Source organism: Streptomyces sp. NPDC052682, assembly GCF_040678435.1.
GTDB lineage: Bacteria > Actinomycetota > Actinomycetes > Streptomycetales > Streptomycetaceae > Streptomyces.
Genome location: NZ_JBFATS010000010.1, coordinates 85794 through 99744 on the forward strand (window position 1 = coordinate 85794; position 13951 = coordinate 99744).

Annotated in this window: 13 protein-coding genes; 7 read left to right on the forward strand and 6 right to left on the reverse strand. The window is 69.9% G+C overall.

The features are described from left to right. Positions 1-129: 129 nt before the first annotated feature. Positions 130-1401: a helix-turn-helix transcriptional regulator gene (locus tag AB0K80_RS17550; RefSeq protein ID WP_365670462.1), complete on the forward strand. Its 1272-nt coding sequence runs from the start codon at positions 130-132 to the stop codon at positions 1399-1401. Beyond that, entirely contained in the window at positions 1398-1952 is a 555-nt protein-coding gene (locus tag AB0K80_RS17555; protein WP_344016007.1) for a flavoprotein, read from the forward strand. The genes AB0K80_RS17550 and AB0K80_RS17555 overlap by 4 nt, the downstream gene beginning before the upstream one ends. 92 nt (positions 1953-2044) lie before the next feature. On the opposite strand, the gene AB0K80_RS17560 is transcribed toward AB0K80_RS17555, so the two are convergent. The 5 genes from AB0K80_RS17560 to AB0K80_RS17580 form a co-directional block, all read right to left on the reverse strand. Continuing rightward, the gene (locus AB0K80_RS17560; RefSeq protein WP_365670464.1) at positions 2045-3757 is read right to left on the reverse strand and encodes a relaxase/mobilization nuclease domain-containing protein; all 1713 of its coding nucleotides are present in this window, start codon (positions 3755-3757) and stop codon (positions 2045-2047) included. Continuing rightward, entirely contained in the window at positions 3754-4251 is a 498-nt protein-coding gene (locus tag AB0K80_RS17565) for a MobC family plasmid mobilization relaxosome protein (protein ID WP_365670466.1), read from the reverse strand. Before AB0K80_RS17565 ends, AB0K80_RS17560 begins: the two co-directional genes overlap by 4 nt. Positions 4252-4522: 271 nt before the next feature. After that, entirely contained in the window at positions 4523-5380 is an 858-nt protein-coding gene (locus AB0K80_RS17570) for a DUF2637 domain-containing protein (RefSeq protein WP_365670823.1), read from the reverse strand. A 217-nt stretch (positions 5381-5597) separates the two neighbouring features. After that, positions 5598-6788 (reverse strand): DUF3631 domain-containing protein, encoded by a 1191-nt coding sequence (locus tag AB0K80_RS17575; RefSeq protein ID WP_365670468.1) that lies wholly within the window; start codon positions 6786-6788, stop codon positions 5598-5600. A 136-nt stretch (positions 6789-6924) separates the two neighbouring features. Then, positions 6925-7167, reverse strand: coding sequence for a helix-turn-helix domain-containing protein (locus tag AB0K80_RS17580; RefSeq protein ID WP_365670470.1), 243 nt, complete (start codon positions 7165-7167; stop codon positions 6925-6927). 481 nt (positions 7168-7648) lie between these two features. Between AB0K80_RS17580 and AB0K80_RS17585 the strand changes: the two genes are divergently transcribed. Both AB0K80_RS17585 and AB0K80_RS17590 read left to right on the forward strand, forming a co-directional pair. Next, a complete protein-coding gene (locus tag AB0K80_RS17585; RefSeq protein WP_330338457.1) occupies positions 7649-7945 on the forward strand; it encodes a helix-turn-helix transcriptional regulator in 297 nt (98 codons plus the stop codon). Position 7946: 1 nt separating this feature from the next. Beyond that, positions 7947-9260: a tyrosine-type recombinase/integrase gene (locus AB0K80_RS17590; protein ID WP_365670825.1), complete on the forward strand. Its 1314-nt coding sequence runs from the start codon at positions 7947-7949 to the stop codon at positions 9258-9260. A gap of 67 nt (positions 9261-9327) precedes the next feature. Here AB0K80_RS17590 and AB0K80_RS17595 read toward each other — a convergent pair whose 3' ends face one another. Next, positions 9328-9765 carry a hypothetical protein gene (locus AB0K80_RS17595; protein ID WP_003974483.1) on the reverse strand — a complete coding sequence of 146 codons (438 nt, stop codon included), beginning with the start codon at positions 9763-9765 and terminating at the stop codon, positions 9328-9330. A gap of 629 nt (positions 9766-10394) precedes the next feature. Between AB0K80_RS17595 and hemL the strand changes: the two genes are divergently transcribed. The 3 genes from hemL (at position 10395) to AB0K80_RS17610 (ending at position 13906) form a co-directional block, all read left to right on the forward strand. Further along, positions 10395-11738, forward strand: coding sequence for a glutamate-1-semialdehyde 2,1-aminomutase (gene hemL / locus AB0K80_RS17600; protein ID WP_365670472.1), 1344 nt, complete (start codon positions 10395-10397; stop codon positions 11736-11738). After that, positions 11735-12457, forward strand: coding sequence for a histidine phosphatase family protein (locus AB0K80_RS17605; RefSeq protein ID WP_365670475.1), 723 nt, complete (start codon positions 11735-11737; stop codon positions 12455-12457). Before hemL ends, AB0K80_RS17605 begins: the two co-directional genes overlap by 4 nt. A gap of 138 nt (positions 12458-12595) precedes the next feature. Further along, positions 12596-13906: a hypothetical protein gene (locus AB0K80_RS17610; protein WP_365670477.1), complete on the forward strand. Its 1311-nt coding sequence runs from the start codon at positions 12596-12598 to the stop codon at positions 13904-13906. Positions 13907-13951 lie beyond the last annotated feature (45 nt).

The window sequence follows — 13951 nt, forward strand, 5'->3', positions numbered from 1 at the left end:
TCGCCGTGAGTGGTGAGCCCTGACGCGGGCGCTGCATGACTTATGCAGGAGCTGCATCACCGCCAACTACGGCTGATCTATGCTCGATTGAGCAGGCAGGATCAGCGACGGCGGAGGGAGCCGTGGCAGATGGCCGACGCGCATGGGGAAGCGAGACGGATCGGAGAACGGATCCGGCGGGCGCGGGTGTTACAGCGGCGTTCACAGCACGACGTGGCCGCAGCGCTCGGGTATCACCAGTCCAAGGTGAGCCGTCTGGAGAGCGGTCGCGGCACGGAGGACATCCGCGTACTACGCGCCATCGCGCAGGAACTGAACATCCCGCCTCATGAGTTGGGCCTCGCCCCATCTCAGGACGTCTCCGCCGCCGATCAAGAAGCTGACGACATGCACCGCCGCACCTTCCTCTCCGCGAGCATCGCAGCGCTCGCGGCCCCGGCCGGCTCTTCGGCCTCGCGCACCGCCCTCGTCCAGGCCCTCCTGCCCGGTCCCGGCCCCGCGGGCACCGGTGGCCCACAGGACACGGTCGTCCTGTACGAACGCGTCGGATCAGCACTGAGGCTCTTCCACACCTGCCACTACACGGAGTTGGAGCGCACCCTCCCGAGCCTGATCGCCGACCTGCGACTGGCGTCCGGTGATGCGACGGACAGGGACACGGTGTCCCGGCTCCTGGCCACGGCGTACCAGACGACGACGAGCCTGCTGCTCAAGCAGCACGACCAAGGCAACGCATGGCTCGCCGTCGGCCGGGCGATGGCCGAGGCCGAACGCTCGGGGGATCCGGTGGTCCTCGCCTCCAGCGTCCGTGTCCAGGCCCACGTTCTGGTCCGCGAGAAGCACGCCACAGAGGCCGTCACCCTGGTTCGGCACACCGCTGACCAGCTCACCGGCTCCTACGACCGGCGTTCACCGAAGTACCTCGCCGCTGTGGGACTGCTGCTCCTGCGCGGTGTGACCGCGGCCAGCAGTCGCGGTGACCGCGCGGCCACGAAGGAATTCCTCAGTGAGGCGAAGGAAGTCTCGCGTTACGTCACTCTCGACCGGCCCGACGCCTGGGCCACCTTCAGCCCGACCAATGTCGCCCTGCACGAGCTGAGCGCTCTGGTGGCTTTCGGCGACGCCGGCCTCGCCCTTCAGGCGGCCCGGCCCCTCATGCGTCGGCACATCCCGGTCCCCGAGCGCCGCGCCGCACTATGGGTCGAGGCGGCCCGCGCCTACAGCCAGCAGGGCCGCCTCGCCGACGGCTACCAGGCCCTGCGCATCGCCGAGACCTGTGCCGCCCAGGACATCCGCCGCCCCGATGTCCGCCACCTGGTCGCCGATATGGCCGCCCGCGACCGCCGACGTACCCTGCCGGAACTGCACCACTTCAGTCGCCAACTGGGAGTCCCCGCGTGACCGAGCCGACCGCCCCGGACAAGAAGCCCTTCCTGTACGTCGTCGTGTGCGCTGCGGGTGTTGCCCGAGATGTCGGCAAGCTCATCACCGCCGCCCAGGAAGCCAACTGGGACGTCGGCGTCATCGCCACACCGCAGGGACTCGGCTTCATCGACACCAAGGCGATCGAGGCACAGACCGGCTACCCCATCCGTTCCGCCTGGCGTTCACCGGGAGACCCGCGCCCCCTGCCCCCGGCGGACGCGATCGCCGTGGCTCCCGCCACCTTCAACACGATCAACAAGTGGGCCGCCGGGATCTCCGACACCCTCGCCCTGGGCATCCTGTGCGAGGCGTACGGCATGGACATCCCGACTGTGGTGCTGCCTTACCTGAACTCCGCCCAGGCTGCCCATCCCGCCTACCAGCAGAGCTTGGACCGGCTGCGGGGCATGGGTGTTCTGATCGGCTCATGCGAACCGCACCGGCCGAGGGCTGGCGGCGCGGCGGAACGGTTCCGCTGGGACGAAGCGCTGGAGTTGCTGGAGCCTCTGGTCAGCACGGCGCGGTGATGCCCTCCGTCACTCGAAAGCTGGAAGCGGACGAGAGAGGTGTCTTTCCACCCACTGGTGGCCTCGCGGGCGCGAGGCCACCAGTGCCGGAATTACCGGTGTCGCGCGGGGGCCTCCGCAGGCCCAGGCTGTGACGGGCTCGGCGGTGTCTGGCCAGGCTGTGCCGGTTGTGGTGTCACATACGTGCCGGCTCGCGCGGTTCGTGCTCGATCGCTGCGGGCCTGCCGGGCGGCGAGGCGTTGGATGCGCCAGGTGAGCGTGCTGGCGGTGGAGCGGGCGTCGTCCAGGGTGCGCTGCCGTGCGGCGTGCTGGAGGAGCTGTTCGGGGTCGTGGCCGGCGGTCTCGGCTTCGGTCAGGGCGGCGGCCAGTGCGGGCCAGGCGGGGTCGTCGAGGATCTGCTGGGCGTGATCGGGCAGCATCACGAGGACGCGCTGGGCGTGCCGTTCGATGGTGCGGGCCGGTGGTTGGCGCTGGGCCAGAGCGGCCAGCGGCTCGGCAGCAGCCTGTCGGTAGGCGGCATGCAGGTGGACCAGGGCTTTGTGCGTGGCGGCGACCTGCTGGTCGTGCCGGCGGACCTGGTGCCAGCGCGCTGCGGCGATGACGACGAGGACGGCGATGTCGAGGAACATCGCCAGTCCGGCGCCATCGCCGGTGACTGGCGTGGTGCGCAGGGCGCGGACGGCGCCCCGGAGAGCGCGGGCCTGGTCCTGCTGGGCGCGGATGCGCGAGCGGGTGGCACGTTCGAACGCGGTGGCTGCCTGCTGCAGCTGTGGCCGCAGGTGGTTGGGCGCGAGCAGCGGCAGGATGTCGATGGCTTCGCCAAAGGCCGCGATGTGGGCCTGGGCGGTTGCGTCGTCGCCGTGGTCGAGGTGGTGGGGGATGCGCTCGGCCGCGGCGGTGGCCTGGTGCCAGGGATTGGGCTTGCGTCGGCTGCCCGGCTCGGTGACGGGCGCGACGTCGATGGCGGTGAGGCGCTCGCGGATCTTGAGGTAGGACAGGTCGGGCGCGAGTTTGGCGCCTGAGAACCAGACGGGTTCACCGGCGGCGTTGGTGTCGCATTCCACGGCGACCTTGTACCCGCGTACGTCGCCTGAGGGAAAGTGCTGGACGTCGACGACGATGCCCTCGACGCCGTCGAGCAGGCGGAGGAACTCCTCGGGGCTGGTGGCGATGGAGACCAGTTGGCGGACGGTGGTGCGCAGCCGTTCGCGGGAGGTCTTGGTCTTGCCGGCGCGGCGGGCCTTCTCCGTCTCGGCGCGGGTGGGGCGCTTGGCGGTGGTGCGGTCGCCGCGCACGACCTGCTTGAGGCCGTATTCCTTCTCGATGGCGGCGAGTTCCTTGTCGGCGGTCAGGTAGTCGTTCCAGTGGCGGGCGGTGCGCAGGTCACCACGGATCTTGGTCGCGGCGATGTGGATGTGGTCGTCGGCGTGGCGTACAGCGACCCACCGGCACCCGTCGGGATCGCCTTGTGGCGCAATGCCGGTGGCCGCCACAACGCGGCGCGCGATGTCCGCCCACTCGGCGTCGGTGAGGTGCCGGTCGCCGGGGGCGGCACGTACGGAGCAGTGCCACACGTGCCGCTCGGGTACCCGGCCCAGTCGGCGGGCTTGCTTGACGCGCAGGTCGAGGTCGGCCACGAGGCGCTTCTTTGTGGCGTCGAAGTCGTCGGCGCGGCCGGGGTCGGGAGCGAAGCCGTCCCAGGAGGCGACCAGGTGCGGGTCGCTGTGGTCCTTGGCCTTCTTCGTGTCGAACAGGTACCGGATCAGGCCGGCGGTGCTCTTGCCGCTGCCGATCTTGGCGATCACCAGGCCGCCTTCCCGGAGACGGCGTGGTTCATGGTCTGCGCGATGTCGCTGATGGCGGCGCGGACGGCGTCCAGGGTGCGTTCGGTCTGGGCGAGGACGGTGGCGTCCACAGGGTGTGGATCGCCTCCGGCGTTGAGGCGGTGGGCGATCTGGTTGACGTTGTTGCCGATGCGCGCGACCTCGGCCCGTAGGGCGTCGAGCTTGTCGAGGCATTCATCGAGCTGGGTGCGCTGCCCGGCCAGGCCCACGGCGAGATCACCGTCGAGGTAGGCCGTGATCACTGCGCCGACGAGGTGGGCGCCGGCGATGCCCATCTTGCGGGCACGGGTAAGGATCCGGGCCTTCTCATCGCTGCTGTAGCGGACATCGACACGTTGCTTGCGCTGGACGCTCTCGCGGGTACGGCGGCGAGCGATGCGACGCAGGGTGACTTCGTCGGCGGGGGCGGCGGGCGACTGCTCGGCTGCGTCGCCGGGCGTTACCTCCTCAGGCACCCCCTGGTGCCCGAGGTCCTCCGCCACCCCCGGGGCGGAGGCGCCCGCGTTGGACCGACCCTTGGACGGTCCAACGCCATACCTTGCTGCGCTGGTGGCGGTGGTCATCATCTGTGTCCGGCGGTGGCGAGTTCGGGGTGCGGGTCGTGCATTGAGGGGTTCTCCGTGCGGTGTTGAGGGGCGAGGACGTGTCGCCTAGTGGGCCGCTCGTCCCCGCTCCGGACTGTGCGGGAACGAGCGGAGTGGGTCGATCGGGGTAGGGCGGCGGCCCTCAGCGCGCGCCGACGGGGGCCGTGTCGGGCTCGGCCTGCCGCTGGCGGGCCGCCCGGTCGAGTTCGGCCTGTACTCGGTCCTTGAGCTGGGTGAGACGGTCCTTGCCGATGCGGTACTCAGCGGCTCGGATGGCCGCCTCGATGTTGCGGCGTGAGGCACGGTCCCCGCGTCCCAGCGGTGCGGTGCGGGCGATGGCGAGGAGTTCGTCGAAGGTGACATCCCGTTCGTGGCCCTCGTCTTTGGAGAGCGACTTCGATGCCTGCGGCACGTTGGCGGCTGCCTCCGCCACGTCTGGGCGCTCGGCCACGTCGGGCGAGCTCTGTGCCTCCTTCGGCAGGACGTCATCGTCTTGCGAACGGGCAGGCCGCATGGCGCTGTGCGTGCCGTTGTGGCTGTGGCCAGAGGTGTTGTGGCCCGGTGCGGCGGCGGCCTCTTGGCGCAGACTCGTGGGGTGGCGGCGGATGACGAGGTCGAGGTGGACCGCGCCGGCCAGGGCGAGCGGAGCTATCGCGGACAGGGCGCCGACGGTCACATCGTCCAGATGGAGACCGGCGGCGTGTGCCTGCTGGTTGAGGCGGACGGCGTGCAGAGCGTTCGCCCAGATGCTCGTGACGGTGGCGAGGCCGACCAGTGCCCAGACGTACAGGCGAGAACGCCAGGGCGCGGTACGGAGGATGAGCAGGGCAGCGACGCCGATGGCGATGAACCCGTCGATCACGAGGGGGAAGGCGTAGGTGAGGACTCCGCGGATGTGGATGGCGACGGCCATCTGCCGCAGGGCGTCGTAGGAGAGGGCGAAGCCGATCGTGCCGACCAGGGCGACCCCGAGGCGGATCGCTACGGTCACTGGCGGCACGGGGGCTTGGGCGGTGCGTGAGGGCAAGCGTGGTACTCCAGGGGGAGACGGGTGCCTAGGCACGGTGCGGGGTTGCCAGTGCGGGCGGCGGACTCGTCGCACGCGTCGCATGCCTGGTCAGGGCAGGTACGGGAGCCTGGCGTGATACGGGAGGACCCGTCACAGTTGCCGGACCCGTCACGGGGATGACCTGCGGTGCGACGTGTGCGACGGGTGTTTACGGGTGTACGGCCGACCCGTGACGTGTGGTCTCACCGCCGTCGGGTGGCTGCTCCTCGGGGCAGTAGCGGGCCCAGGCATCGGTGAACTGTGTGCGGGTGAATCCCCGGGCCTGCCGTCCGCCCTCGAAGCGGAGGACGGCTGCCTGGATGCCGAAGTCCTTCAGCAGGATCCCGAGGTAGCGCGGGGTCAGACCGGTGTTGCGGTACTCCGCCCACGGCGCCTCCTGGTCCTTGAGCAGCTCCTCCAGCAGGTCCCGCGTGCGCACGGTGTCGGGATCGCCGTAGCACGCGAAGACGCGGCGGATGTCCTTCAGCAGGCGCGTCTTCACGTTGGACTCGTCGTCCTGGCCGACCTCGGCCGCGCACATTGCTGTGCACGTTGCCCGTGCTCTCTCCGGCCAGTGCCCGCCTGCCAGTTCGGCGACGACCACCAGCGGTTCCCATGTGTCGGCGGCCCGGTCCTGCACCGGCATCGGCGGTACCAGGTCGGCTGCGGTGTCCATTAGCGGGCGCAGCCAGGCGGTCAGCCGGTCACGCAGGGCGTGCAGGGCGGGGATGTCGCGGCGAGAGCGGAACTGCTCCACCCGCTCACCTGCCTTGCGTCTCTGCATACGGATCACCACAGCTCGGTCCATGACCGTGTCCGGCAGGTCTCCGATGCCGGCGAGCGCTGCCATGGCGAAGGTGGGGAACGCCTGCGGCTTGTGCTCCGGCCCTGAGATGCGCAGGGCGGGCCGATTGCGCTGGTGACCCGCGTTGAGCAGGCCGCGCAGCTCCTCGTTCTTCTCGGCAGCTTTGATGCTGCCGAAAATGGTGTCGGCCTCGTCCACAAGCAGGGTGGGCGGATCGTCACCGATAGAGCGGAAGACCACCGCCGGGCTTGTGTTGACCGTGATCAGCGGCTCGCGCACCGTCTCCGTGAGCACGTCCAGCAGGCGGGACTTGCCGCACCGCTTCGCCGGCCCGACCACGGCGAGGCGAGGTGCGTGCTGGAGGGCAGGCTGGATGTGCGTGGCCGCCACCCACAACGTGACGGCAGTCAGCGCCTCACTACTGGGCAGGATCACGTACCGCGCGATGGCTTCCCGCAGCTCGTCCAGCAGCTGCGCGCCTTCTCCGGTCTGCCCTGGCTCGTCGTCCTCGGTGGTGGATACGGCGGAGGAGGCGGGGGACATAGATTCGTCCATAGGCGTTCCTTCCCGGTGGGCCGGACGGGCAAGGCCCGGCCCACCGATTCGATCGTTCAAGAGCGATGGGGCGGGGACTGTGCGGCTCTCGGCAGTGGCTCGCGGAGAGCCGCTTCGCTGTCCCGGCAGGGCGGCTTCAGGCCGTGAGGTCGTACGCGGACTGGGCGTTCACCCAGGCGTCCACCTCGGACCAGCGGTAGCGGAGGTGACGGCCGACCTTGTGCACGTTGGGGCCGATGCCCCGGTACTTCCACTGATAGAGCGTTTTCACCGGCACCCCGAGATAGGCAGCGACTTCCGCCGGGGTGGCCAACGGGCCGCGCCGGGCAGCGTTGGCGGAGGAAGGGGCGTTCGCGCTGCGGAGAGAGGTATTCGGCACAGGGCTCCTTTTCGGTCTTGGACAGCGGCCTGGACAACACAGCCACACTGCCAGCGAAGAAGTCCAGCGTTGGTTCTAAAACTCTCCACTAATTCCCTCGGCGTGGCTGGGAGGGAGGGAATAACCGTAGAGGCGGATCGGCCGTTGACCAAAAAGTTGGCGACTACCTCCTCATCCCTGATCGCCCGAGGGGCCCCGACCGGGCACGTGTCGTCGGTTCGTGCAGGCCGGAGCCAGTCTGGACGGGCGATCAAGTGAGCTGAAGCAAGCACTGAGCACATCATCAGTTACCAGCTCAAAACGCCCAAAGTTCACGCGCGACGGCAAGTTAGCACGGCGACTCCCGGGAATTACCCGTCCGCGTCTCGTGAATGGACGAGATAAACGCCACGCTGCCCCACGGTCACCCTGCAACGACTTCTGTAGAGTTTTAGAGCCAACTCTTGCCATAAAGGTCGGCTGCAAGTTACAGCTACCTGTCATGGCAACTCGACCCGTTGAAATAGGACCCGCCGGCCTCCACGCCGCCCGCGCCATAGAGCGAATACGCATCGTGCGCGGCCTGACCCAGCACCAGCTGGCTGTCCGATGCACCGCGCTGGGCCGCCCGATGTCCAACACAGCCCTCAGCCGCACCGAGCGTGGCCACCGCCGCTGTGACGTCGACGACCTCGTCGCGATCGCCGCCGCTCTCGGCGTCTCGCCCGCAGTCCTGCTGCCTCTGGAGACCTCTCCGCTCCAGACCTCGGAGCACATCCGGGGGGCCCTTCTTGGCTGACGTGTACGACCGCTGGCACAAGTCCCACCCCAAGCCCACCGAGGTCGAATGCGGCGAACACAAGAGCCGTACGAGGCAGATGGTCCCCACCGCCGATCACGGTGTTGGCAAGCGTTGGCAGGTCCGCTACCGCGATCTGGACGGCCGCCAGCGCAAGGAGAACTTCGATACCAAGGCCGAGGCGGACAACCGGGCCGCCGAGGTCGACGTCGAGATCCGGCGCGGCTCCTACGTCGTACCAGCCGAGACGAAGCAGACGCTCGGCGCCTACGCGCAGAAGTGGCTGGACGCGAACTCCGTCGGTCCGACGACAGCCCTCCGCTACGAGGCGACGGTCCGCAACCACATCGTCGAGCACCTCGGGCGACGCGAGCTGCGTTCCCTCAACCAGCCCTCGGTCATCCAGGGCTGGATCCGCACGCTCCAGGACGCCGGCCTGGAGGCGTCGACGATCGAGGGCATCTTCGACATCCTCTCCAGCATCCTCGGCGCGGCCGTGGAGGATGGGCTGCTGCCGAAGAACCCCTGCAAGGCGAAGTCGGTCAAGCTGCCAACCGCGACCAAGAAGAAGGTCATACCTTGGCCGCTGGAGCGCGTCCGGGCAGTCCTCGCCGGCCTGCCCAAGCGCTTCCAGGCCGGTGGCAAGCTCGCCTTCGGCTGCGGCCTGCGGCAGGGCGAGGTATTCGGCTTCGCCGTCGAAGACATCGACTTCAAGGGCGGTTGGATCCACGTCAACCGCCAGGTGCGGCTCGTCGGCACGAAGCCCGTCTTCGCCCTGCCCAAGGGGAACAAGATCCGGTCCGTGCCTCTACCGGCCCAGCTTGCCGCGGCCCTCAAGGCCCACATGAAGGAGTTCCCGCCGGTCGAGGTCACCCTGCCGTGGACCAAGCCGGACGGTGAGCCGAGGACGTTCCGCCTCCTCTTCGTCGACGCGAAGGGGCGGGCCTACAACCGCAGCGTCTTCAACATGGGGGACTGGAAGCGCGCTCTGGCTGCCGCCGGCGTGATCCCTCCCCGCGAGCGCGGCGCGAGGTACCTCCAGGCGGCCCGGGAGGAGGGGATGCACGCCCTCCGGCACGCCTACGCCTCCGTGCTCCTGGACGCGGGGGAGAGCATCAAGGCGCTCTCGGAGTACCTCGGCCACTCGGACCCGGGCTTCACGCTGCGGACGTACACGCACCTGCTGCCGTCCAGCGAGACCCGCACCCGCAAGGCGATAGACGACGCCTTCACCGAAGCCCCGGCAGCAGAGGCTCAGGGCACATCAGTGCCTCCGAAGAAACCCATGTGCCCTCAATGTGCCCTGGCCGCCTGACGGCCTCCCCCGGGCACTAGCGAGGGCGGGGTCCGAAAACCCCACCTGAACCCTGCGAAACCCCAGGTCAGGGCCACACCAAGCAATACGGCTGATGCCCCGCCTCATGCAGCCGATGCGAGAAGTCCTGCCATTCGTGCAGCAACTGGTACACGTTGAACGCGTCCCGCGGCCCCCCGCGGTCCGGCACCGTCGACCAGATGAAGGCCGCCGCGCCCACCGCCTCCTCGCCGATGCCCCGCAGCGGGTCGACGACGGTCATGGGGAGCTTGACCACGGCGTAGTCGGGGTGCAGGACGACCAGTTCCAGGGGCGGCACCTTGTGCAGGGGCACGCCCTCGATGCCGGTGAGGACCATGGCCGCCATCGTCTCCGGCTTGATCTTGGTGAACATGCCGTTCATGCCGAGCTCGTCGCCGCCGAGCTCCTCGGGGCGCATCGAGATCGGGACGCGGGCCGCCGTCGCGCCGTCGGGCGCGCCGAAGTACTTGTACGTCACCCCCACCCGACCACCATTCCTGCTCCCCGCGCTCAGCGCGTCGATCCGGTCGATCCGTCGTTCCGTACGTCGGTCGAGCCGTTCCGGTTCACTCGGCAGACCCTGTGACTGACGTGCTTCGTTCGTGTCCTCCGCTTCGCGCCGGTGCCTTCCCCGCCGGGCACGTCGAGGACCCAGGTCATCAGTCCCCTCGCCCAGTCCGCCACCGCGATGCATATCTCCACCCGACTGCTTTTTCTAGGCGCGTGGCCCCCGCCGCGCAACCCGATCATCGTGTCAGTGACCTCCCCCGCGGCCGCCCGCCGAAACGTGCGGTGAAACATCTGTCCGCAGGATCTGCCCAGCCTCTGACCACCGTGGGCCGTTCGAGCTGTGTGTATCAGGTCCCAGTTTCGCAGATGACAGGGGATCGGGGGCCGCTTCCGCCGCAGCGGCGCACCGCACGGCCGCCGCCCAGCGCCCCACGGCCCCCGCCCAGCGCCCCACGGTCCCCGCCCAGCGCCCCACGGCCCCCGCCCAGCGCCCCACGGCCCCCGCACAGCGCCCCGCTGCCCTGGCACCCCTCTGGCCTACCCTGAACTGGTCACTGACAACCGGAGTCCGAGAAGTCGGAGAAGGTCGGAGAAGTCGCACGCATGAGCGAAACGCCCTCTCAGGGAGCCTCCACAGGAGCGCCCTACCCCTACGAAGCGCCCGTCTCGCAGGCTCTTTTCGACCGTGCGGCGGCCGTCACGCCCGGCGGCGTGAACTCCCCGGTGCGGGCCTTCCGTGCCGTGGGCGGCACGCCCCGGTTCATGGTGTCCGGCAACGGCCCGTACCTGACCGACGCCGACGGGCGGGAGTACGTCGACCTCGTCTGTTCCTGGGGGCCGATGATCCTCGGGCACTCCCACCCGGACGTCGTCGCCGCCGTGCAGCAGGCCGTCGCCCGCGGTACGTCCTTCGGCACGCCCAGTGAGGGCGAGGTCGCGCTCGCCGAGGAGATGGTCGCCCGGGTCGCGCCGCTGGAGCAGGTGCGGCTGGTGTCCAGCGGCACCGAGGCGACCATGTCGGCCATCCGGCTGGCGCGCGGGTTCACCCGGCGCACCAAGGTGATCAAGTTCGCCGGGTGCTACCACGGGCACGTCGACGCCCTGCTCGCCTCGGCCGGCAGCGGTGTGGCGACCTTCGCGCTGCCCGACACCCCGGGCGTCACCGGGGCCCAGGCCGGGGACACCCTCGTACTGCCGTACAACGACCTGGAGGCCGTGCGGGCCGCGTTCGCCGCCCACCCGGGCGAGATCGCCTGTGTGATCACCGAGGCCTCCCCGGGGAACATGGGCGTCGTACCGCCGCTGCCCGGGTTCAACCAGGGCCTGAAGGACCTCTGCGCCGAGCACGGCGCCCTGTACATCTCCGACGAGGTCATGACCGGGTTCCGCACCAGCCGGGCCGGGTGGTACGGCGTCGACGGCGTGGAGCCGGACCTGATGACCTTCGGGAAGGTCATGGGCGGCGGCTTCCCGACCGCCGCCTTCGGGGGCCGGGCGGACGTCATGGCGCACCTCGCCCCGGCCGGGCCCGTGTACCAGGCCGGCACCCTGTCCGGGAACCCGGTCGCCACCGCCGCGGGGCTCGCCCAGCTGCGGCTGCTCGACGACGCCGCGTACCGGAAGATCAACGCCGCCTCCGCGCAGATCCAGGCGCTGGTCTCCGAGGCGCTCACCAAGGAGGGCGTCGCGCACACCCTGCAGAGCGCCTCCAACATGTTCTCCGTGTTCTTCACCGACCGGCCGGTGCGGAACTACGAGGACGCCAAGGCCCAGGAGTCCTTCCGCTACAACGCCTTCTTCCACGCGATGCTCGCGCACGGCGTCTACCTGCCGCCGTCGTCGTTCGAGTCGTGGTTCGTGTCCACCGCGCACGACGAGCGGGCCGTGGAGAGGATCGCCGACGCCCTCCCGGCGGCGGCCCGCGCGGCGGCGGAGGCGACCGCATGAGCACCGAGAGCACCGGCGGGGACGCGCGTATGAGCACCGGGAGCAGCGGCGACATCACCGTCGTCCACCTCATGCGGCACGGCGAGGTCGCCAACCCGGACGGGATCCTGTACGGGCGGCTGCCCGGCTACCACCTGTCCGACCTGGGCCGCCGGATGGCCGACCGGGTCGCCGAGCACCTGGCGTCCCGCGACATCACCTACGTCGCGGCCTCCCCGCTGGAGCGGGCGCAGCAGACCGCCGAGCCGATCGCCAAGGCGCACGGGCTGGACGTCGGCACCGACGAGCGGCTCATCGAGGCCGCGAACGTCTTCCAGGGCAAGACCTTCGGCGTCGGCGACGGCGCGCTGCGCAAGCCGGGCAACTGGAAGCACCTGGTCAACCCGTTCCGGCCGTCCTGGGGCGAGCCGTACGTCGACCAGGTCGTGCGGATGATGAACGCGCTGAACTCGGCGAAGGACCGGGCGCGCGGGCACGAGGCGGTGCTGGTCAGCCACCAGCTGCCGATCTGGATCGTGCGCTCCTACGTCGAGCGGCGGCGGCTGTGGCACGACCCGCGCAAGCGGCAGTGCACGCTGGCGTCCCTGACGACGTTCACCTTCCAGGGCGACCGCATCGTGTCCGTCGGCTACACCGAGCCGGCCCGCGACCTGGTCCCCGCCCATCTGCTCGCCGGTGCCAAGCCGGTGCGGGGGAAGGGCAAGGCCTTCGGGGCCTGAGCCGCGCCTGCCCCTGCGGTGAGATCTATGACACGTTCGTGACAATTGTTGCGATACGTGTGCGAGAGCAAGGAACCGCCCCGTTCCTCACGTCCTCTGTCTGGGTGACTGCCAGAGATCGTGACGAACGGGGATGCCATGCGCACTCTCACCCGCAGGGGAATGCTCGGGATCGGGGCCGGCGCCGCGGCCGCCGTCTCGCTGACGGGCTGCGGCGGCCTCACGGGGTCGGACGGCCCGGCCCCCGCCGGGGGTTCCGCGCGCCACGGGAAGAATCCTTCCGACAAGCCGACCCCCACCGCCCGCCCCCTCGGTGACGGCTCCACCTCCTTCACCGGCAAGCAGCCCCACCAGCCGGACAGGCCCGTACCGCTGGAGCCGGGTCAGACGCCGCCGCAGTTCGTCGTGTTCTCCTGGGACGGCGCCGGGGAGGTCGGCAACGGCCTCTTCCCGCGCTTCCTGGACCTCGCCCGGGAGCACGGGGCGAGCATGACCTTCTTCCTCTCCGGGCTGTACCTGCTGCCCGAGTCGAAGAAGCGCCTGTACGACCCGCCGAACAACCCGCGCGGCGCCTCCGACATCGGCTACCTCAGCGACGAGCACATCAAGGACACGCTGAAGAACGTCCGCCGCGCCTGGCTGGAGGGGCACGAGATCGGCACCCACTTCAACGGGCACTTCTGCGGCACCGCCTACGGCTCGGTCGCGCACTGGACGCCGAAGCAGTGGCGCAGCGAGATCGAGCAGGCCAAGGCCTTCGTCAAGCAGTGGCGCACCCACACCGGCTGGACGGACCTGCCCGCCCTGCCCTTCGACTACGACAAGGAGCTCGTCGGCGGCCGGACGCCCTGCCTGCTCGGCCAGGACAACCTGCTGCCCACCGCCCGCGAGCTCGGCTGGCGCTACGACGCCTCCTCGCCCGGCGGCCGCCAGGTCTGGCCCGTGAAGCGGCAGGGCCTGTGGGACCTGCCGTTGCAGCAGATACCGTTTCCCGGCCGCCGCTTCGAGGTGCTGTCGATGGACTACAACATGCTCGCCAACCAGTCGATCAGCACCACCCGGGCCCCCGCCCACAACTACCCGGGCTGGCGGCGGCAGTCCGCCCAGGCGTACATCCAGGGATTCCGGCGGGCCTACGAGACGAACCGGGCGCCGTTCTTCGTCGGCAACCACTTCGAGCAGTGGAACGGCGGCATCTACATGGACGCCGTCGAAGAGGCCTTCAAGCACATCGCGCGCGAGAAGGACAAGGGCGCCGACGTACGGCTGGTCTCCTTCCGGCAGTTCGTCGACTGGCTGGACGTGCAGAAGCCCGAGGTGCTCGCCAAGCTGCGCACCCTCGATGTCGGGCAGCGCCCGGCCGGGGGCTGGAAGCAGTTCCTCAAGGACGCCGGGAAGCCGTCGCAGGGCGCGGACAAGCCGTCCCGGGGGGCCGGGCAGGCCGCCTGAAATGCGGTTTTCCGCCCGCACGGGGGGTGGGCGAGATCCCCAGAA